Source organism: Streptomyces sp. NPDC001843, from assembly GCF_042891955.1.
GTDB lineage: Bacteria > Actinomycetota > Actinomycetes > Streptomycetales > Streptomycetaceae > Streptomyces.
On the sequence record NZ_JBIATQ010000009.1, the window covers coordinates 370,134 to 391,290 of the forward strand.

Annotated in this window: 16 protein-coding genes; 12 read left to right on the plus strand and 4 right to left on the minus strand. The window is 71.3% G+C overall.

Annotated features, from left to right (window positions below; all coding sequences use genetic code 11):
• Positions 1 to 29: 29 nt before the first annotated feature.
• Entirely contained in the window at positions 30 to 536 is a 507-nt protein-coding gene (locus tag ACFYZQ_RS24315; protein ID WP_389151314.1) for a cysteine dioxygenase, read from the minus strand.
• Between the two features lie 610 nt (positions 537 to 1,146).
• Between ACFYZQ_RS24315 and ACFYZQ_RS24320 the strand changes: the two genes are divergently transcribed.
• The 3 genes from ACFYZQ_RS24320 (at position 1,147) to ACFYZQ_RS24330 (ending at position 6,874) form a co-directional block, all read left to right on the plus strand.
• A complete protein-coding gene (locus tag ACFYZQ_RS24320; RefSeq protein WP_003975777.1) occupies positions 1,147 to 1,410 on the plus strand; it encodes a WhiB family transcriptional regulator in 264 nt (87 codons plus the stop codon).
• A 233-nt stretch (positions 1,411 to 1,643) separates the two neighbouring features.
• A complete protein-coding gene (locus ACFYZQ_RS24325) occupies positions 1,644 to 5,345 on the plus strand; it encodes a glycosyltransferase (protein ID WP_389151317.1) in 3,702 nt (1,233 codons plus the stop codon).
• Positions 5,342 to 6,874: a DUF5719 family protein gene (locus ACFYZQ_RS24330; RefSeq protein WP_389151320.1), complete on the plus strand. Its 1,533-nt coding sequence runs from the start codon at positions 5,342 to 5,344 to the stop codon at positions 6,872 to 6,874. The genes ACFYZQ_RS24325 and ACFYZQ_RS24330 overlap by 4 nt, the downstream gene beginning before the upstream one ends.
• Positions 6,875 to 6,910: 36 nt before the next feature.
• Here the strand turns inward: ACFYZQ_RS24330 and ACFYZQ_RS24335 are convergent, their stop codons facing one another.
• Positions 6,911 to 7,363: a metallopeptidase family protein gene (locus ACFYZQ_RS24335; protein WP_388803418.1), complete on the minus strand. Its 453-nt coding sequence runs from the start codon at positions 7,361 to 7,363 to the stop codon at positions 6,911 to 6,913.
• Between the two features lie 375 nt (positions 7,364 to 7,738).
• Between ACFYZQ_RS24335 and ACFYZQ_RS24340 the strand changes: the two genes are divergently transcribed.
• The 6 genes from ACFYZQ_RS24340 (at position 7,739) to ACFYZQ_RS24365 (ending at position 13,640) form a co-directional block, all read left to right on the plus strand.
• Positions 7,739 to 8,161 carry a DUF3499 domain-containing protein gene (locus ACFYZQ_RS24340; RefSeq protein ID WP_388803365.1) on the plus strand — a complete coding sequence of 141 codons (423 nt, stop codon included), beginning with the start codon at positions 7,739 to 7,741 and terminating at the stop codon, positions 8,159 to 8,161.
• 114 nt (positions 8,162 to 8,275) lie between these two features.
• A complete protein-coding gene (locus ACFYZQ_RS24345) occupies positions 8,276 to 9,643 on the plus strand; it encodes a phosphomannomutase/phosphoglucomutase (protein ID WP_389151323.1) in 1,368 nt (455 codons plus the stop codon).
• A 285-nt stretch (positions 9,644 to 9,928) separates the two neighbouring features.
• Positions 9,929 to 10,099 (plus strand): Trm112 family protein, encoded by a 171-nt coding sequence (locus ACFYZQ_RS24350; RefSeq protein ID WP_141360461.1) that lies wholly within the window; start codon positions 9,929 to 9,931, stop codon positions 10,097 to 10,099.
• Between the two features lie 53 nt (positions 10,100 to 10,152).
• On the plus strand, positions 10,153 to 11,280 hold the full coding sequence (locus tag ACFYZQ_RS24355; RefSeq protein ID WP_389151325.1) for an SIS domain-containing protein: 1,128 nt from the start codon (positions 10,153 to 10,155) through the stop codon (positions 11,278 to 11,280).
• An 81-nt stretch (positions 11,281 to 11,361) separates the two neighbouring features.
• Positions 11,362 to 12,513, plus strand: a complete 1,152-nt coding sequence (manA, locus tag ACFYZQ_RS24360) for a mannose-6-phosphate isomerase, class I (protein ID WP_389151328.1) — start codon at positions 11,362 to 11,364, stop codon at positions 12,511 to 12,513.
• A gap of 146 nt (positions 12,514 to 12,659) precedes the next feature.
• Entirely contained in the window at positions 12,660 to 13,640 is a 981-nt protein-coding gene (locus ACFYZQ_RS24365) for a cation diffusion facilitator family transporter (RefSeq protein WP_389151330.1), read from the plus strand.
• A 75-nt stretch (positions 13,641 to 13,715) separates the two neighbouring features.
• Here ACFYZQ_RS24365 and ACFYZQ_RS24370 read toward each other — a convergent pair whose 3' ends face one another.
• Complete coding sequence (locus ACFYZQ_RS24370; RefSeq protein WP_389151333.1) at positions 13,716 to 15,884, minus strand: fructose-specific PTS transporter subunit EIIC; 2,169 nt, start codon at positions 15,882 to 15,884, stop codon at positions 13,716 to 13,718.
• A gap of 418 nt (positions 15,885 to 16,302) precedes the next feature.
• Here ACFYZQ_RS24370 and ahcY point away from each other — a divergent pair, with 418 nt between their 5' ends.
• Both ahcY and ACFYZQ_RS24380 read left to right on the plus strand, forming a co-directional pair.
• On the plus strand, positions 16,303 to 17,760 hold the full coding sequence (gene ahcY / locus ACFYZQ_RS24375) for an adenosylhomocysteinase (protein WP_388803383.1): 1,458 nt from the start codon (positions 16,303 to 16,305) through the stop codon (positions 17,758 to 17,760).
• A gap of 120 nt (positions 17,761 to 17,880) precedes the next feature.
• Positions 17,881 to 18,495, plus strand: coding sequence for a hypothetical protein (locus tag ACFYZQ_RS24380; protein WP_389151336.1), 615 nt, complete (start codon positions 17,881 to 17,883; stop codon positions 18,493 to 18,495).
• 17 nt (positions 18,496 to 18,512) lie between these two features.
• On the opposite strand, the gene ACFYZQ_RS24385 is transcribed toward ACFYZQ_RS24380, so the two are convergent.
• Positions 18,513 to 19,505, minus strand: coding sequence for an RDD family protein (locus ACFYZQ_RS24385; protein ID WP_389151339.1), 993 nt, complete (start codon positions 19,503 to 19,505; stop codon positions 18,513 to 18,515).
• 110 nt (positions 19,506 to 19,615) lie between these two features.
• On the opposite strand from ACFYZQ_RS24385, the gene ACFYZQ_RS24390 reads away from it, so the two are divergent.
• Positions 19,616 to 20,623 carry a stage II sporulation protein M gene (locus ACFYZQ_RS24390; protein ID WP_389151342.1) on the plus strand — a complete coding sequence of 336 codons (1,008 nt, stop codon included), beginning with the start codon at positions 19,616 to 19,618 and terminating at the stop codon, positions 20,621 to 20,623.
• The last annotated feature ends 534 nt before the right edge of the window (positions 20,624 to 21,157 follow it).

Consider the following 21,157-nt stretch of genomic DNA (forward strand, 5'->3'; position numbering starts at 1 on the left):
GAAGTCTCGCAGGCGGGTGCGACATCATGTCAGGCAGTCACCGGACGCGGCTCGGTCCGTGCCTCGCAGTGCGGGGCAGCGTGCATCGGCATCTCCGTCAGGCCCGGGTAGTACACGTGCAGGCTGACCGCCGGCTCCAGCGCGTCGTTGACGACCTCGTGCGCGTACCCCGGCGCGAAGACCCGCTGGCTGCCCTCGGCCAGCACGCGCGTACCCCGCTCGGTCCGCTCGGTCAGCGTGCCCTCCAGGACGGTCAGCACACCGGAGGAGCGGCCGTGGTCGTGCAGGCCGGTGCCCTGGCCCGGGACCCAGGACAGCAGCCACACCTCGTATCCCGGGCCGGTGCGCAGCCGGTGGTACCAGCGGCTCGTCGCGTCGTACTCGACGAGGTGCGCCCACTGGGAGCGGTCGGCGGCGATGTCGCGGGCCAGGCCGACGAACTCGGCGACGGTGGCCGGGTGCTCGCGCGGTGCCTGGAGCAGGTGCGGCACTTCGAGGATGTCGCCGGCGATCTGGAGGTCGTTGTCGCTGTTCATGGGGTTGCGGTGGTCCTCAACGGAAGAGTGGGGCCAGGAGGGGGCAACGCGGCCGAGTCGTGGGACGGACTCGGCGACAGCCGGAGCGGGGGAAGAGGCTCAACAGCTGTGACAGCGACAACAGCGCGCGCGGGCAGCCCCGTGGGACCCGGCGGGCCGGGTCGTGACGAGTGCCAAGTGCGCGAGCATGCCCATAAGGACATCGGTTCACACCTTGCCTGTCAACTCGACGCCCGGTATGTGGGACATGTTTCACCGCATCCGGTTCATTCCTTAGATGAAAGGTTTGCTCATCGGGTTGGCGGGACACATGGCGTCCATCCGGGCGCACGAGCCTCGTCGGAACGCGATCGAACTCTTGGGCCTCCTTCTTCGTACAGGTCTGTGTGCGGGTCGGAAGCCCTCCCCGGGCCCCTTCTGCGCGTCAAGGTTTATGGCGATTTGAACACTTTCCGCTTGACCTTGGTTCCGCAGAGTGAATAACGGGCCCAATAGCAGATCTCGGCTTGACTCCCCCGGAGCGGCACACTTGTAATTTCACTCGTGTCGTTCAGCCGGAACCGCTAACGGCCACGACCACGGGGACGTGAAAGACAGACGAGGGGCGCACATGACCGAGCTGGTGCAGCAACTGCTGGTCGACGACGCGGACGAGGAACTCGGCTGGCAGGAGCGCGCGCTGTGCGCCCAGACCGACCCCGAGTCCTTCTTTCCCGAGAAGGGCGGCTCCACCAGAGAGGCCAAGAAGGTCTGCCTCGCCTGCGAGGTGCGCTCCGAGTGCCTCGAGTACGCCCTCGCCAACGACGAGAGATTCGGTATCTGGGGTGGCCTGTCCGAGCGCGAGCGGCGCCGGCTGAAGAAGGCCGCGGTCTGACCTCGGCTCGTCCGGCCCGGGTTCGACGGCAGGGGTGTGGTCGGCACAAGCGCGGCTGACATGGGTGCATAAGGCGGCAAACGGTGCGAACGGCCCGTCGCGAGTGGGTTGTCCACAGGCGGCGGGCCGCCCTCGTGCCCAGCCGATAGTGTGGTCGCTCGTCCGAGACGCCTCGCCGCCCCCACAGGGCGCGGGCGTCCACCGCAGTCCACCGAACCGGGGCCCGTACCTCGATGTCCGTGCACAGCCACCAGGCAGTCCATCAAGACGCCGCTGCGCCTGAGTTCCCGCGTCATGTCGTCACCGCGGTGCTCGTCTCCCACGACGGCGCCCGCTGGCTGCCCGACGCGCTCGCCGGGCTGCTCGGCCAGGAGCGGCCCGTGCAGAGCGCCGTGGCCGCCGACACCGGCAGCGCGGACGCATCCGCACAGCTGGTCACCGAGGCCCTCGGCGCCGACCGCGTGCTGCACCTCGCCCGGCGCACCGGTTTCGGTCAGGCCGTCGAGGAGGCGACCCGCTCCGCGCCCGTCCTCACCCCGGACGATCTGCCGTACCTCAAGCGTCCCAGCGGCTGGGACCCGGTCACCCGCAGCTGGCGTGACGATGCCTACGACCTGCCGGAACTTCCGCACGGCGAACCCGTCCAGTGGCTCTGGCTGCTGCACGACGACTGCGCCCCCGAACCCGACGCCCTCGCCCAACTGCTGCGCGTGGTGGACAACGAACTGGAGCTGGGCCGCGACGACGTGGCCGTCGTCGGCCCCAAGCTGCGCGGCTGGTACGACCGCCGCCAACTGCTCGAGGTCGGCGTCAGCATCGCCAACTCCGGCCGCCGCTGGACCGGCCTGGACCGCCGGGAACAGGACCAGGGACAGCACGACCACGTCCGGACCGTGCTGTCGGTGTCCACCGCCGGCATGCTGATCCGGCGCGACGTGTTCGAGCAGCTCGGCGGCTTCGACAAGCGGCTGCCGCTGATGCGCGACGACGTGGACCTGTGCTGGCGGGCGCACGCGGCCGGCCACCGTGTCCTCATCGCCCCGGAAGCCGTCGTGCGGCACGCGGAGGCCGCCTCCCGCGAGCGCCGCACCGTCGACTGCCTGGGCCGCACCGCGGCCTCACCGCACAAGGTCGACAAGGCCGGCGCCGTCTACACCCTGCTCGTCAACACACGCACCGCGGCGCTGCCCTGGGTGCTGCTGCGACTCGTGCTCGGCACGCTCCTGAGAACCGTCGCCTACCTCGTCGGCAAGGTCCCCGGACAGGCCGTCGACGAGATCCGCGGCCTGCTGGGCACCCTGTTGCGGCCCGAGCGGATCATCGCCGGACGGCGCAGGCGCGGCCGCCCGCAGGTGGACAAGGGCGAACTGCGGCCCCTGTTCCCGCCGCCCGGCGCGACGGTGCGGGCCACCGTCGAACAGGTCGCGGGCAACCTCTTCGGCGGCTCCGATCCCGAGGTGTCCTCCGCCGGACGGCACGGCGGCGCCGTGGAGTCCGGGCCCGGCGGCGACGACGCCGACTTCCTGGAGATCGAGCAGTTCGCCCGCCTCAAACGCATCGCCCGCAAGCCCGGCCCGGTGCTCTTCCTGGTGCTGCTGCTCGTCTCGTTCGCCGCCTGCCGGAACCTGCTCGGCGGCGGCGCGCTCGCGGGCGGCGCCCTGCTGCCCGCCCCCGCCGGAGCCGGTGAACTGTGGTCGCGGTACCTGGACGCCTGGCACCCCGTCGGCGCCGGCGGCACCCCGTCCGCGCCGCCCTACCTCGCCGTCGTGGCGATGCTGGCCTCCACGCTCCTCGGCTCGACCGGCCTCGCCGTCACCGTCCTCATGCTCTTCTCGGTGCCGCTCGCCGGGTTCACCGCGTACTTCGCCTCCCGCCCGCTCGTCACCTCCCGGCTGCTGCGCGCGTGGGCGGCCGTCGTCTACGCTTTCCTGCCCGCCGCCACCGGCGCCCTCGCCGGCGGCCGCATCGGCACCGCCGTCCTCGCCGTCATGCTGCCGCTCATCGCCCGCGCGGGCATCGCCGCGAGCGGCTTGGCCAACTCCTCGGGGTCACGTGGCAGTTGGCGTGCCACCTGGGCGTACGCGCTGCTGCTGACCATCACCACCGCGTTCACGCCGATCGTGTGGCCCATCGCGCTGGTCCTCGGCCTCGGCGTGCTGGCCGTGCGGCGCGGCGAGATCGTCGCCTACGGGCTGCGCTTCCTCGCCCAGCTCGGCACCCCGCTGCTGGTCCTCGCACCCTGGTCGCTGACCCTGCTGCCCTTCGGCTTCTTCCAGGAGGCGGGACTGGAGTACGGCTCCTCGGCCGCCTCCGCCCTCGACCTGCTCGGCGCCAGCCCGGGCGGCCCCGGCACGGTGCACGGGCTGATGCTCATCGGCGTCGTCCTGGCCGCACTGGCCGCGCTGCTGCGCTCCGAGCGCCAAGCGGGAATCCGGACGGCCTGGGCGGCCGCCCTGGTCGGCCTCGTCTTCGCGGTCCTGTCCAACAGGTCCACCTGGGCCGGACCCGCCACACTCGTCTACGGCCTCGCCCTCCTCGCCGCCGCCGTGCTCGGCGCGGACGGGGCGCGCGCGCGTGTGGCCGAGCAGAGCTTCGGCTGGCGCCAGCCGGTCGCCGCGCTGATCGCCTTCGCCTCGGCCGCCGGGCCGCTGCTCGTCGCGGCCGGCTGGGTGATCGGCGGCGCCGACGGCCCCGTGGAGCGGCGCGACCCCGCGCAGGTGCCCGCGTTCGTCGCCGAGGACAGCAGCACCCGCGACCAGGCCCGCACCCTGGTCCTCGACAGCGACTCCACCGCCCACGTGGGTTACTCCCTCGTGCGCGGCTCCGGCGCGCGCATGGGCGACGCCGAACTCGCCGCCGCCGACGGCGAGAACGGCAAGCTCGACAAGGTCGTCGCCAACCTCGTCGCCGGCTCCGGCGCCGACCAGGCCGACCAGCTCGGCAAGTTCGCCGTCCGCTACGTCCTGGTGCACAGGGGCGCGCCCCGTGAGATCAGCCGCGTACTGGACGCCACACCCGGGCTGACCCGGCTCAGCCAGCAGGGCGGCAGCGCCCTGTGGCGCATCGACCAGGAGGTCTCCCGCGCCGCCATCGTGCCCGCCTCCGGCTCCGGCACCCCGCAGCCCGTCGCCGCGGGCCCCGTCGAGATCCACACCACGATCCCGTCCGGTTCCGACGGCCGCGTCCTGCGCCTGGCCGACTCCACCGCCGAGGGCTGGACGGCCAGCCTGGACGGCAAACCCCTCACCCGGACCACGGTCGACGGCTGGGCGCAGGGCTTCGAACTCCCCTCCACCGGCGGCAAGCTGGACGTCACCTACGACGCCCCGATCGGCCACACCACCTGGCTGTGGGCCCAGGGCGCACTCGCCGTCGTCCTGGTCGTCCTCGCGCTGCCCGGCCGCCGCCGCGACGTCGACGACGACCTGCCCGAGGAGGAGCCCGTCCCCGCCGAGGCCCCCGCGGGCGAGGGACGCCGGGCCCGCCGCCTGCGCGCCCAGGCAGAGGCCGAGGCGACCGGCGCGGGAGACCCGGAGGCCATGCCTTCGGCGCCCGAGGAGCCGGTCGCGGTACCTCACCAGCAGACCTACGACATGGGGGTGCCCCCGGGCGAGGACGTTCGAGCCTGGGGAAGGGACCCCGCCGCCTACGCGGGCGCCGAGTACGGCACTTACGGTGCCGACCACTACCAGGGCGCCGCGCAGTACCCGGGCGCGTACGACCAGCAGGCGTACCAGGCCGACCCGTACCAGAACGGCCAGTACGACCCGTACGCGTACGGCGGCACGGGCGGCACGGGCGGCACGGGCGGTCAGGAGCACTACGACCCGACGTACCAGCAGGGCTATGACCCGGCGTACGACCCCGACCAGGAGTACGACCCGACGCACCCCCACGGCACCGGCAATGAGCGCCCCGACGGGAGCCAGCAGTGAACCGCACCACCCTGTCCCTGATCGCAGGCACGGCAGCGCTCGCCGCCATAACCGGGTTCGCCGTGCTCAGCACACCGGACGCGTCCGGGGCCGGCACCGCCACGGCGGCGGCCCGGCTGCCCGTGGAGCGCACCAGCCTGCTGTGCCCGGCGCCGAGCATCTCCGACGTCGCCGACACGTCGTACACGTCGTTCACCCCGGTCACCAAGGGCGCTTCGAGCGGCGGCAAGGCCGAACTGCAGGCGGCCACCGAGCAGTCGGCGGACGACGCGGGCGGTTCGACGTCCGGCAAGGGCGGCAAGAACGAGAAGGACAAGAACGAGAAGAAGAAGGCCGTCAAGCCCGTCCTGACGCCCAAGGATCCCGGCACGCCGGTCACCGGCGACACCTCGGGGGCGGACGCGCCCGCGCTGGTCGGCACGGCCGACGGGAAGTTCGCGCCCGGCTGGACCGTCCAGGAGACCACCGAGGTCGCCGCGGGCACCGGGCGCGGGCTGCTGGGCGTCAACTGCTCCGCCCCGGACACGGAGTTCTGGTTCCCGGGGGCCAGCACCGCCGCCGACCGCACCGACTACGTGCATCTCACCAACCCCGACGACAGCGCCGCCGTCGTCGACATCGAGCTCTTCGGCAAGGACGGCGCCCTCAAGTCGACGGTGGCGGACGGCATCACCGTCCAGCCGCACGCCAGTGAGCCGATCCTGCTGTCCACGCTCACCGGCGAGAAGCAGAACGACCTCACCGTCCATGTCAGCGTGCGCAGCGGACGGGTCGGGGCGGCCGTGCAGGCCCTGGACGACAAACTGGGCGGCGACTGGCTGACCGCCTCCACCGATCCGGCGGACCGCCTGGTCCTGCCCGGCATTCCCAAGGACGCCACGTCCGTCCGCCTGATCGCCTTCACCCCCGGCGACGCCGACGCGGACCTGAAGGTGCGGCTCGCCTCCTCCGACGGTCTGATCACCCCCGCCGGGAACGAGACGCTGCACGTGAAGTCGGGCATCACAACGGCGGTCGACCTCGGCGACATCACCCGGGGCGAGGCCGGTTCCCTCGTCCTCACCCCCACCGACCAGTCCGTGCCGGTGGTCGCCGCACTGCGGGTCGTGAGCGGCAAGGGAGCCAAGCAGGAAACCGCCTTCATCCCCGCCACCCGCCCCGTGGGCGCACGCGCGACCTCAGCCGACAACAGCGGCAAGGGCAGCACCCTCTCCTTGACGGCCCCCACGGCCACCGCCCAGGTCAAGGTCACCGCCTCGGCGGGCAGCGAGGGCGGCACGGCGGTCTCGAAGACCTACACGATCAAGTCGGGCACCACCCAGGACATCACCGCGCCCGTCCCGAGCGGCCTCAAGGGCACGTACGCGCTGACCGTGGAACGGATCTCCGGCGGACCCGTCTACGGCGCCCGCACCCTCACGGCCACCGAGGACGGCGTCCCCGGCCTCACCGTCCAGACCCTTCCGGACGACCGGGGCATGGTGTCGGTACCCAAGGCCGACCAGGACCTGGCGGTACTGCAGAAGTAGGCGTGCGGGGGCTCGGCCAAAGGCCGGGCCCCCCGCTCAGTCCTCCCCGTACCGCGGATCAACCGTCTCGGGAGTCAACCCCAGCAACTCCGCCACCTGCTCCACCACGATCTCGTGCACCAGCGCGGCCCGTTCGTCCCGCCCCTTGGTGCGGATCTCCACGGGCCGCCGGTAGACGACGACCCGCGCCCGCCGCCCGTCCCGCGCGGGAACGATCCCGCCCAGCGGCACCGCTTCGTCGCTCCAGCCCTCACCGGGCCGTCCGTCGAGCCGCGGCACCTCGAGCACCATGAAGTCGATCTCCGCCAGTTGGGGCCACCGCCGCTCGAGGCGCTCCACGGAGTCCTGCACAAGGTCCGCGAAGACATCGGCACGGCTGGCCGCCAGCGGCACTTGCGGCGGCGCGATCGGCCCGCGCATGCCCCGCCCGTGGCGATCACGGCGACGAGGCCCGGGGCCGGCGGCACGGGGCGGTACACGGTTGTCCATCACTGGTGAAGGGTAGTCCCCGCGCCCTCCGCCCGCCCGGCCCCACGCGCCGACCGGCGTCCTGTCCGGTCACTGTCCGGTCACTGTCCGGTCACTGTCCGGTCCCTGTCGGGTCCCTTGTCCGGTTCCTTGCCCGGTCCCCTGTCCGGTCATGGTCTGCGCCATGTCGGCAGATGACCATTCCAGCCAAGGTTGGGCTCGTTTCCGTATCTCTACAAGACCGTCGAACTCAAGGCAATTGACGGTGTTTGTACCGAGTCATGACCGCCCGCAGGATGGCGCGGTATCTCGGAGAGCACCGTCCGCGCAGGTCAGGAGGACGTCATCGAAAAGCCGGATGTGGCGTTTCACACTACGACACGGCGGAGTGAGCCCGTGGAGAGTCGTCGCGGCCCGCTCAAGAGTGCGGTACCGTCCAACGTCGTGAGCCCTGTACGTCGCTGTTCGCGCACCGCCTGCGGCCGACCCGCCGTCGCGACGCTGACGTACGTCTACGCCGACTCGACCGCGGTCCTCGGCCCGCTCGCCACCTACGCCGAACCCCACTGCTACGACCTGTGCGCCGAGCACTCCGAGCGCCTCACCGCCCCGCGCGGCTGGGAGGTCGTACGCCTCCTCGACGGCTCCGCGCCGGCCCGGCCCACCGGAGACGACCTGGAAGCGCTCGCCAACGCCGTGCGCGAGGCGGCCCGCCCCCAGGAACGGGCGGCCCAGGCAGGCGGCGGAGTCCGCGCCGCGGACCCGATGGAGGTCGCCCGCCGCGGCCATCTGCGCGTCCTGCGCTCCCCGGACAACTGACGCCGCTCACACCCCTGTCCATGACGGTGCGCGGCCGGCTCGGTATCCTGCGCGGGCCCGCCTCCCGGGCGGGTAGTTTGGGCCCATCCACAGGACATTGAGGAAGGTTGGGCCATGGCTGCTGATCTGTCGCAGATCGTGAAGGCGTACGACGTACGCGGTGTGGTCCCGGAGCAGTGGGACGAGTCGCTCGCCGAGCTCTTCGGGATCGCCTTCGCCCAGGTGACCGGCGCGGACGCGATCGTCGTGGGCCACGACATGCGCCCCTCCTCGCCCGGGCTGTCCCGCGCCTTCGCGCGCGGGGCCGCGGCACGCGGCGTCGACGTCACCGAGATCGGGCTGTGCTCGACGGACCAGCTCTACTACGCCTCGGGCGCCCTGGACCTGCCGGGCGCGATGTTCACGGCCTCGCACAACCCCGCCCAGTACAACGGCATCAAGATGTGCCGCGCGGGCGCCGCCCCGATCGGCCAGGACACCGGCCTCGCCGAGATCCGCGAGCTGGCCGAGCGGTGGCTGGAGTCCGGCGCCCCGGAGCCGGTCGCGACGCCGGCGGGAGCCATCACTTCGCGCGACACGCTGGAGGACTACGCGGCGCACCTGCGCTCGCTCGTCGACCTGTCCGCCATCCGCCCCCTGAAGGTCGTCGTCGACGCGGGCAACGGCATGGGCGGGCACACGGTCCCCACCGTGCTCACCGGCCTCCCCCTCACCCTCGTCCCGATGTACTTCGAACTCGACGGGACCTTCCCCAACCACGAGGCGAACCCGCTCGACCCCGCCAACCTGGTGGACCTGCAGAAGCGGGTACGCGAGGAGGGCGCCGACATCGGCATCGCCTTCGACGGCGACGCCGACCGCTGCTTCGTGATCGACGAACAGGGCGACCCCGTGTCCCCGTCGGCGATCACCGCCCTGGTGGCCGCGCGGGAGCTCGCCAGGAACGGCGGCACGGGCTCGGTCATCCACAACCTGATCACCTCCCGGTCGGTCGCCGAGGTGGTGCGGGAGAACGGCGGCACCCCGATCCGCACCCGCGTCGGCCACTCCTTCATCAAGGCCGAGATGGCCGCCGAGGGAGCCATCTTCGGCGGCGAGCACTCCGCCCACTACTACTTCAAGGACTTCTGGAACGCCGACACCGGCATGCTGGCGGCCCTGCACGTCCTCGCGGCCCTCGGCGGCCAGGAGGGCCCCCTGTCCGCCCTCGTCGCCCAGTACGACCGCTACGTCGGCTCCGGCGAGATCAACTCCACCGTCGCGGACCAGAAGGCCCGCCTCGCCGCCGTCCGCGCCGCGTACGAGGACCGCGACGACGTGACCCTGGACGAGCTCGACGGCCTGACCGTCGCCTCCGCCGAGTGGTGGTTCAACGTCCGCCCATCCAACACGGAGCCGCTGCTCCGCCTGAACGCCGAGGCACGTGACGAGGCGACGATGGCCAAGGTCCGGGACGAGGTGCTCGCCATCATCCGGGGCTGACGGCGCGGGCTGAGGCTGACGGCTCCGGCTGCGGCCGACGGGCTCCGTCGGCTTCCGACCACAGCGGCGCGGCCGATGACTGCGCCCGTAGCCGACAGCCCCGGCCATGGTCGAGGGCCCGGCCGTAGCCGACAGTCCCGTCCGCGGCCGACAACTCGGCTTTCAGCCGACCGAGTCGGGCGGCTCCCGGGCACGGGCCCGAGAGCCGCCGCCCCACCCGCCACCGGCGGTACGCTGACCAGGCACATCCGCACAGGCACCATCCGCCCCCCGAAGGGAACCCCCATGCCGCTCGAAGCCGGCCTCCTGGAGATCCTCGCCTGCCCGGCCTGCCACGCCCCCCTCAAGGAGCAGGACACCGAGCTGGTCTGCACCGGTCAGGACTGCGGCCTCGCGTACCCCGTCCGCGACGGCATCCCGGTCCTCCTCGTCGACGAGGCCCGCCGCCCCGCGTGACCCCGCGGTGTCCCCGCCCCTGAACAGGACCCCGTGACCGGAGGCTGCCGCCCATGCTCGACGAATCGCTGCTCGACTCCCCGGCGGGACTCGCCGACGCCGACCGCAGGGGCCTGCTGCGCGGCGCCGCGGAGGCCGGCGCCCGGGTCCGCACCGCCGCCCGGCACTCCACCGAGGCGGGCATCCCCGACCTCAAGCCGGACGGGCGCCCCAGGTCCGTCCTGATCGCCGGTCCGGGTGCCGCCCCCACCCACGCCTCCGACCTTCTCGGCACGCTCGCCGGCCCCGGCAGCCCGGTCATCCGCCTGGCCCCGACCGGCGTCGCCCCGGCGGCCGGCGCACTGCGCTGGGAACTCCCCGGCTGGGCGGGTTCCGTGGACCTGCTGCTGATCGCCACCCCGGACGGCACCGAACCGAGCCTGTCCCTGCTCGCCGAACAGGCCTACCGCCGCGGCTGCACGGTCGTCGCCGTCGCCCCCGCCCGCACCCCGCTCGCCGAGGCCGTCGCCGGCGCCCACGGGCTGTTCGTACCGATGGCGACGGCCCCCTACGACGAGGGCGAGCCCCTAGCCGCGTCCTCCCCGGGCGTCCTGTGGGCGCTGCTCACCCCGCTGCTCGCGCTGCTGGACCGCATCGGGCTGCTCACCGCCCCGCCCGACGCCCTGGAGAAGGTCGCCGACCGCCTCGACCAGGTCGCCGAACGCTGCGGACCGGCCATCGCGACCTACAGCAACCCGGCGAAAACCCTCGCCGCCGAACTAGCCGACGCGCTCCCCGTGATCTGGACCGAGGGCACCTCGGCAGGACCCGCGGGCCGCCGCTTCGCCGCCGCGCTCGCCGAACTCGCCGGCCGCCCGGCCCTGGTCGCCGAACTCCCCGAGGCGCTCGCCGCGCACAGCGCCCTGCTGGCCGGGCCGCTCGCCGCCAGCGCCGACCCCGACGACTTCTTCCGGGACCGGGTCGAGGAGCCGCCCGCGCTGCACGCGCGCGTGGTGTTGCTCCGCGACCGCCCGATCGGCGGTCTCACCGCCGCCCCCGCCGCCCGTGACCTCGCCCTCAGCCACGACACGCCGATCAGCGAGTTGGAGCCGGAGGAGGGTGCCGAACTGGAGACGCTCGCGGAACTGATCGCCGTCACGGATTTCGCCGCCGTTTACCTGGCGCTCGCTTCGGGGGCCTGACCTTGCTCCATCGGGCCGCCTGACCCGCGCCCGGCACCAGTACCGGCACCGGCCGCGCACGTACGGAGACAGAGAACACACATGGACCGCCTCGAGAACACCATCCGCCCCTACGCCTGGGGTTCCACCACGGCCATCCCCGAGCTGCTCGGTGTCGAGCCGACCGGTGAGCCGCAGGCCGAGATGTGGATGGGCGCCCACCCGGGCGCACCCTCGCGCACCGCGCGCGGCACGCTCGTCGACGTCATCGAGGCGGACCCGAAGGGGGAACTGGGCAGCGAGGCCGTGGCGAAGTTCGGCCCCCGCCTGCCCTTCCTCCTGAAGATCCTCGCCGCGGGCGCACCCCTCTCCCTCCAGGTGCACCCCGACCTGGAACAGGCGAAGGAGGGCTTCGCGGACGAGGAGCGCCGCGGCGTCCCGATCGACGCTCCGCACCGCAACTACAAGGACGCCAACCACAAGCCCGAACTGATCTGCGCGCTCACCGAGTTCGACGGCCTGTGCGGGTTCCGTGATCCGGTGGCGGCCGCCGGCCTGCTCGACGGGCTCGGGGTGGACGCCCTCAAGCCGTACGTCGACCTGCTGCACGCACACCCCGAGGACGCGGCCCTGCGCGAGGTCCTCACCGCCGTCCTGACGGCCGACCCCGAGGAGATGGCCCGTACGGTCGCCGCCGTAACGGCCGCCTGCACCCGCCTCGGTGGCTCCTACGAGCCCTACGCCGGCCTCGGCCACCACTACCCGGGCGACCCCGGCGTCATCGCCGCCATGCTGCTCAACCACGTACGCCTGCAGCCCGGTGAGGCCCTCTTCCTCGGTGCCGGCATCCCGCACGCCTACCTCAGTGGCCTCGGCGTCGAGATCATGGCCAACTCGGACAACGTCCTGCGCTGCGGCCTGACCCCCAAGCACGTCGACGTGCCGGAACTGCTGCGCGTCGTCCGCTTCGAGGCGGGCGACGCCGGCGTGCTGCGCCCCGAGGCGTCCCCGGACGGCGAGGAGGTCTACGAGACGCCGATCGACGAGTTCCGGCTGTCCCGGTACGTCCTCCCGGCGGGTGGTGCCGCCCATGACCTCACCCTGCCGACCCCGCAGATCCTGGTGTGCACGGCCGGTTCGGTACGGGTGGGGGAGTACGAGCTGGCCCCCGGCGAGTCCGTCTTCGTGCCGGCGGGTGAGAAGGCCGATGCGTCCGGGGCGGGCACCGTCTTTCGCGCCACAGTGATTGTCTGACCGCACCTGTGGATACCTGAGGCGTCGGTGCCGCACGGGGCTGCAAGAATGACCCACCGGCAAAGGACGGGCAAAGGCGACGGGCGCCAGGCCTGAACGGTGTACGTACCGACGTGCGTACCGAGGTGAAGGGACAACGCGGACACATGAGCGCGTCAGGCGGCACCAGGGCGATCGTGGCGGCACTCGGCGCCAACCTCGCGATCGCGGCATCGAAGTTCGTGGCATTCGCGTTCAGCGGCTCGTCGTCGATGCTCGCCGAGGGCGTCCACTCGCTCGCCGACTCCGGCAACCAGTTCCTGCTGCTGATCGGCGGCAAGAAGGCCGAACGCGAGGCGACCCCGCAGCACCCCTTCGGCTTCGGCCGTGAGCGCTACATCTACGCCTTCCTCGTCTCGATCGTCCTCTTCACGGTCGGCGGCATGTTCGCCATCTACGAGGGCTACGAGAAGATCAGACACCCGCACGAGATCGAGCACTGGTACTGGCCGGTGGGCGTCCTGGTCTTCGCGACCCTCGCCGAGGGCTTCTCCTTCCGCACGGCCATCAAGGAGTCGAACGAACTGCGCGGCAAGCTCTCCTGGGCGCAGTTCATCCGCCGCGCCAAGGCGCCGGAGCTGCCGGTCGTGCTGCTGGAGGACTTCGGCGCGCTGATCGGCCTCGTCCTCGCACTCGGCGGCGTCGGCCTCGCCCTGCTCACCGGCGACGGCGTCTGGGACGGCATCGGCACCGTCTGCATCGGTGTCCTGCTCGTCCTCATCGCCCTCGTCCTGGCCGCGGAGACCAAGTCGCTGCTGCTCGGTGAGGCCGCGGGCGTCGAGGAGGTCAAGAAGATCGAGGCCGCGATCGTCGACGGCGACACGGTCACCGGCGTCATCCACATGCGCACGCTGCACCTCGGCCCCGAGGAGCTGCTCATCGCCGCCAAGATCGCCGTGCAGCACGACGACACCGCCGCCCAGGTCGCCAAGGCCATCAACGCCGCAGAGGCCCGTATCCGCGCCGCCGTCCCCATAGCCCGCGTCATCTACCTCGAGCCCGACATCTACAGCGAGACCGAGGCGGCCAAGGGCCCCGACCCGGAGGCGACCCCCGGCGGCCCCAACCCCCACGCCGTCGGGCACTGATCCGGCTCCACACGTCCGAGAGCCGGCGCCGAGCCGACTGAGCGGGCCCGCGCGCCGAGCGCGCGGGCCCTTCGGTCACCCGATCTCACCCAGCACGCCGAGCACCGCGCTCTCGGTCTCGGCCGCGGCCAGCCGCTCCCGGAAGCCGGCGTCCATCAACTTCCGTGACAGCAGCGCCAGAATCCGCAGATGCTCGTCACCGGCGGCAGCCTCCGGTACGGCGATCATGAAGACCAGCCTGGCCTTCGTACCGTCCAGCGAGCCCCACTCGACGCCCTCCGGGGACCGCGCGAAGCCGACGACCGGCGCGGTCACCGCGTCCGTCTTCGCATGCGGGACGGCGATCTCCTCCCCGAGCCCGGTCGTCCCCTCCTCCTCGCGCCGCAACGCTGCCGCCACGAGCTCGTCCACGTCGGCGACCCTGTCACTGCGCGCCAGCAGTACTGCCATCTCGCGGATGGCGTCCTCCTTGCCGACCGCTTCGAGCCGGACCTTGACGGTCCGTTCGGTGAGGTGTCCGGAGAGGGCGGTGGTGGGAGCGGTCTCGGTGGCCGTGGTCGTCGTGACCGCGGCCTCAGTGGCTCCGGCGGCTCCGGCGGCTCCCTTGGCTCCGGTAGCTCCAGTGGCCGTGGCTCCGGTGGCTTCAGTGGTGGAGGCGCGATCAGTGGGCTCGACGGGACCGGTCCGCCCAGGGACCACCGTCCCGGCAGCCCCGGCCGTAGCCCCTGCCCCGGCCAACGCAGGCATTCCGGCAGCGGTCCCGGTGGCGGCCACGGCCGCGGGCCGCCTGCGCGCACCCAGGTCGACCAGTGTGACGGTCGTCAGCGCGGTGACCACCGTGCCGATCGCCACGGCCACGAAAAACATGGGCACGCCGCTCACCGCGCCCAGCACCGCCACGATCGGCCCACCGTGCGGCACCGCGTCCTTCACCCCGGCCAACCCGGCGACGGCACCGGCCACCGCGCCGCCCAGCATGTTGGCCGGGATGACCTGTGCCGGCCGAGCCGCGGCGAACGGGATGGCGCCCTCGGAGATGCCGAAGCAACCCATGAACAGCGCGGCAAGGCCGGTCTCCCGCTCCTGATCGGTGTACAGCCGCCTGCGGATCAGTGTGGCCAGCCCCTGCCCCAGCGGCATGACCGGAATCGCGGCCGCGCACATACCCATGACGGTCTGGTTGCCGGTGGCGATGAGTCCCGCGCCGAACAGGAACGCGGTCTTGTTCACCGGCCCGCCCATGTCGAACGCGATCATCAGGCCCAGGATCGCGCCGAGCAGGACCGCGCTGGTGCCCGTCATCCCGCTGAGCCAGCTGGTCAGATGCTCGAACACCCAAGCGATCGGCTTGCCGATCACGTAGATGAAGAACAGCCCCAGCGCCGTCGTCGCCACGATCGGTATGACGATGATCGGCATGATCGGCTGGACGAACTTCGGGACTTCGACCTTCTTGATCCACTGCACCAGGTACCCGGCGAGGAACCCGGTGACGATCGCCCCGATGAAGCCGGCCCCCGCCTTGGAGTCGTACAACGCTCCCGTGTTGGCTATCCAGCCACCGATCATGCCCGGCACCAGCGCGGGCCGGTCGCCGATCGCGTACGCGATGTAGCCGGACAGGACCGGGATCATGAGCTGGAACCCGATGCCGCCGATCGCGTTGACGTGCGCCCAGAAGGTGCCCTCCGGGATCACATAGCCCTTGGCCGTCGCATCGCCGCCGAGCGCGAGCGACACCGCGATCAGCAGACCGCCGACGACCACGAACGGAATCATGTACGAGACGCCGTTCATCAGGGCCTTGTACACCGCACTCCGCTCCTTGCCGCCGCCGCCGCGCACCGATGCCGACGGAGTGGACCGCGTCCCGCCCGTCGTGTACACCGGGGCGGTCCGCACCCGCTCGATCAGCCGCTCGGGGTGGTGGATGCCTTCGGCGACCCCGACGGTGAGGACCCGCTTGCCGGCGAAACGGCTCAGATCCACGTCCTTGTCCGCGGCGATGATGATGCCGTCGGCGTCTCTGACATCGTTGTCATCAAGTACGTTCTCCGCCCCGATGGACCCTTGCGTCTCCACCTTCATGTCGATGCCACGGCTCTCGGCGGCCTGCGCGAGCTTCTCCGCCGCCATGTACGTGTGCGCGATGCCGGTGGGGCACGCGGTCACCGCGAGTAGCTTCAACCGCTGCGGCTCACCATCGCCGCTGCCCGTGGGGGGAGGGTCGGCCGGACTGGTCACGTCTGTCTCCTCACTTTCCTCGCACGGACCGCCGTCCCGGACGCCCCGCACGTCGACCGGGCCATCCCGATCTCCCGGCATCCTGCCCCACACCCGCAGGCTGAAAAAACCTGCGGCGGCCACGACCCCCGTCGCCCTCCCCCCCCCCGTCCCCCCTCACAGCATGTGATCGACGCGCTCTCTTCGGATGCGGACTGGGGACACTAGGGGCGTCCGGTGTAGCTTGGGACGGAGCCAGACGTCGCTGCTGATGGCGGTCGGGCGGTCCTCCGCGGACCGACCGAGGGAGAGAGGGCCTCCGACGGACTGCGCTGCGCGCACGTGGGCATGCCTGTGTCCTCTTTTTCGGGCACCCGTGTGTCCGCCGCCGCGCAGACCAGCCCTATCCACCTCGCCCCAACCCGAGGAGCAGCTCGCAATGACGACTGTCGACAACCGACAGGACTTCAAGGTCGCCGACCTCTCGCTCGCCGAGTTCGGCCGCAAGGAGATCACCCTCGCCGAGCACGAGATGCCCGGCCTGATGGCGATCCGCAAGGAGTACGCCGAGGCGCAGCCCCTCGCCGGCGCCCGGATCACCGGCTCCCTGCACATGACCGTCCAGACGGCCGTGCTCATCGAGACCCTGGTCGCGCTCGGCGCCCGGGTCCGCTGGGCCTCCTGCAACATCTTCTCCACCCAGGACCACGCCGCGGCCGCCATCGCCGTCGGCCCGAACGGCACGCCCGACAACCCCCAGGGCGTCCCCGTCTTCGCCTGGAAGGGCGAGACCCTCGACGAGTACTGGTGGTGCACGGAGCAGGCGCTGACCTGGCCGGACAGCCCCACCGGTGGCCCGAACATGATCCTGGACGACGGCGGTGACGCCACCCTCCTCGTCCACAAGGGCGTCGAGTACGAGAAGGACGGCAAGGTCCCCTCGGTCGACACCGCCGAGTCGGACGAGCACCGCGTCATCCTCGAACTCCTGCACCGCACGATCACCAACGGCTCGCAGAAGTGGACCCAGCTCGCCTCGGAGATCCGGGGCGTGACGGAGGAGACCACGACGGGCGTGCACCGGCTGTACGAGATGCAGCGCGATGGTGTTCTGCTGTTCCCGGCGATCAACGTGAACGACGCCGTCACCAAGTCGAAGTTCGACAACAAGTACGGCTGCCGGCACTCGCTGGTGGACGGCATCAACCGGGCCACGGACGTGCTGATCGGCGGCAAGACGGCGGTCGTGTGCGGCTACGGCGACGTCGGCAAGGGCTGCGCGGAGTCGCTGCGCGGGCAGGGCGCGCGGGTGATCGTGACCGAGATCGACCCGATCTGCGCGCTGCAGGCGGCGATGGACGGCTACCAGGTCACGACCCTGGACGAGGTCGTCGACAAGGCCGACATCTTCATCACCACCACCGGCAACAAGGACATCATCATGGCCGACGACATGGCCAGGATGAAGCACCAGGCGATCGTGGGGAACATCGGCCACTTCGACAACGAGATCGACATGGCCGGCCTCGCGAAGATCCCCGGCATCGTCAAGGACGAGGTCAAGCCGCAGGTCCACACCTGGACGTTCCCCGACGGCAAGGTGATCATCGTGCTGTCCGAGGGCCGTCTGCTGAACCTGGGCAACGCCACCGGTCACCCGTCGTTCGTGATGTCCAACTCCTTCGCGGACCAGACCCTGGCCCAGATCGAGCTGTTCACCAAGCAGGCCGAGTACCCGATCGGCGTCTACACGCTGCCCAAGCACCTCGACGAGAAGGTCGCCCGCCTCCACCTGGACGCCCTCGGCGTCAAGCTGACCAAGCTGCGCCCGGAGCAGGCCGCCTACATCGGCGTCGAGGTCGACGGCCCGTTCAAGCCGGACCACTACCGCTACTGAGTCGCCGCTGAGTCGCCGAACTCCGAGGCAGGCCCCCGCACCCCCGTGCCGGGGGCCTGCCCCTTTGGCCGGACCGGTGACCAGGGCCGGACCGGCAGCCCGTCAAGACCCAGGACCCCCATGCCCCGCGGCCGTTATTCGCTCCACGATCCGCACGATCACACCCCTTTCGCAGAAGAACACTTCCAGTGCGCGCCCGGCCCCTCCGGCTGGCGCTACGTCTCCCGGCTGACCACGCCCTCGGGCGAGCACACCGGCTCCGTCGACCTCGCCCTGGACGAACTCGGCCGCCCCGTCCGACTCGAACTCCACGCCGGGAACTGGCAGGTGCGCGGCGCCGCCCTCGACGGCGTCACCTGGGTCCGCACCGACCCCACCGGCACCCATGCCACCGAAGGCAATGTGCGCGCCCACGCCTTCACCGGCACGTCCCCCGCCTTCCTCGTCGCCACCGCCCGTCTCCTGCGCCTCACCCCTTCCGCCACCGCGACCCGCGTACGTCTCGTGGCCTTCACGGAACCGGTCCTCGCCCCGCGCACCGTGGACCAGTCCTGGGCCTTGGTGGACAGAGAAACACACGCCACTGACAACGGCCCCCTGACCGTGGACGAATACCAGGTCACCGCCTTGGACACGGGCGAACGGCACGCCGTGCACATCGCCGGCGACGTGGTCCTCGCCGCGCCCGGCGTCGAGCTGGAGGACCTCGAGTCACCACCGTCGGCCTTCGACTGAGCCAGGCCCGGCACCCACTACGCCGGCGGCACGAAACCGGTGGCCGGCCGCTCGTCCCGAGCCGGGGCCTCGGAACGCCCTGCGGCGTGCGTGGGATGCGCGGCGGGCGGGTGGGGCTGCTGGAACGGTGACATGGGCGGTTGCGGGACCGGCTGCGCGGACGGTTGCGGGACCGGCTGTGCGTAACCACCGGGCATACCCGCCGAGGGGACGGGCCCACCCCCGACGCCCGGCAGACCGCTTCCGGCCGGACCGCCACCACCGCCACCGAAGGCCCGCCGAGCCTCGCGGGCCTGCCGCTCGTGCAGCACGCCGGCCAGATAGGCAGCGGGCGGCACGTCCTGCGGCACCGGAGCGCCGGTACGAGCCGTCAGGTCGGTCGCGAGCCGCTCCGCCATGGCCCAGCCGACCTGCGGATCAAGCTGCTGCATCCGCGTCAGGTACTGACGGACGGCAAGCCACAGACCATCGGGAACCCCGGACAGGTCGAGCCCTGAGAAACGCCCGGCCAACCAGGGGGGCGGTGGAGGAACGAACTGACCTTGCCCCACCGGCAAGCGCTCCCGCACCACCAAGGTCCCGGCAAAGACGTCCCCGAGCCGCCTCCCACGCTCCGACACCAGCGAGGCGATACAGGCGACGACGCCGAACGTCATCAGGATCTCCACCACCCCCACCGCACCCCGCACCAGCGCGTGCCGGAACCGAATCGGCCCACCGTCGTCCCGCACGACCCGGAGCCCGAAAGCCAGTTTCCCCAGCGAACGCCCATGACTGAGCGTCTCCACCGCGATCGGCCCGCCCACCAGCACCAGCAGGAAGCACGCGATCGACAGCGCGACCTGCGCCGCCTCGTCCAGAGACGACGTCGCCGCCACCAGCGCCACGGTCACGACCAGGTAGACGACCACGGCCACGACCAGGTCGAGCAACACCGCCAGCGCCCTGCTGGGCAGTCTCGCGGGACGCAATTCGAGCGCCACCGCCTCGCCCGTCACCAGCTCACTCACGCCCGCCGCCTTCCTGGTCCGCCCGGAGAACGGCAAGTCTGCCAAGCTGAGGACACATCGCGCTGCAGTACGACAAGCTGACGGGACGAGGAGAGGAGCAGAGAGACCCGATGGACCTCGACGTCTTCGTCGCCACCCACCGAGCCGAGTGGGACCGCCTCGACGCACTGCTCCGCCGTCAGCGCCGCCTCACCGGTACGGAAGCCGACGAACTGGTCGCCCTCTACCAGCGCACCGCGACCCACCTCTCCCTGATCCAGTCCAGCGCCCCCGACCCCCAGCTCACCGGTCGGCTCAGCCAGCTGGTCGCACGCGCGCGCAGCGCCGTGACGGGCACACGCCGAGCCTCGTGGCGCGACGTCACACGGTTCCTCGGACACGGATTCCCCGCGGCGGTCTACCGCTCGCGCCACTGGTGGGTGCCCACCGCTCTTCTCTCCACCGCGATCTCGGTTCTCCTCGGCTGGTGGATCGGTACCCATCCCGGGGTGCAGTCCTCCATCGCGGCCCCCAGCCAGTTGCGAGAGCTCACCCGCCCCGGTGGCGAGTACGAGACGTACTACTCCAGCCACCCCGCAGCCTCCTTCGCCGCCCAGGTGTGGACGAACAACGCCCAGGCCGCCGCGATGTGCCTGGTCCTCGGCGTCTTCCTGGGCCTCCCGGTGCTCTGGATCCTGTTCGAGAACATGCTGAACCTGGGAGTCGGCCTGGGCCTGATGTCCTCGGCCGGCCGGCTCGACACCTTCCTCGGTCTCGTCCTGCCCCACGGTCTCCTGGAACTCACCGCGGTCTTCGTCGCGGCCGGCACGGGACTGCGTCTCGGCTGGACCGTTGTCGACCCGGGCCCGCGCAGCCGCCGGACGGCCCTCGCGGAGGAAGGCCGTGCGGCCGTCGGCATGGCCATCGGCCTCGCTCTCGTCCTCTTCGTCTCCGGCGCCATCGAGGGGTTCGTGACCCCGTCGGGGCTCCCCACCTGGGCGCGCATAGGAATAGGTGTCCTCGCCGAGCTGGCATTCCTCACGTACGTCTACGTCCTCGGCGGCCGGGCCGTACGCGCCGGCGACACGGGCGACGTCGACACGGCTGAACGCAGCGCCAGCGTGCCGACTGCCGCCTGATGTGCGAAGGCGCCTCCTGAGCTGCTAGTCTCCTCTTCGCCCCGCGATAGCTGTTGACACGGCTGGAGTGGGGAGGTAGATTCAAACAGTTGCCTAGAACTGGACATCACCGGAGACGGCAGCTAGAATCTATCTGCTTCCCGAGGAACTGGATTCCCGAGAAGCCTCTCCCGATAACTCAGAAATGAGCGGCTGGTCAGACCAGCCAAAAACTTCTGATAAAGTCGGATCCGCCGGAAAGGAAAACCGCGAGAGCGGAAAACCTGGAAAGCACCGAGGAAATCGGATCGAGAAAAGATCTGATAGAGTCGGAAACGCAAGACCGAAGGGAAGCCCGGAGGAAAGCCCGAGAGGGTGAGTACAAAGGAAGCGACCGTTCCTTGAGAACTCAACAGCGTGCCAAAAATCAACGCCAGATATGTTGATACCCCGTCTCCGGTCATCATGACCGGGACGAGGTTCCTTTGAAAAACACAGCGAGGACGCTGTGAACAGTCGGATCATTCCTTCGACTGTTCCGCTCTCGTGGTGTTC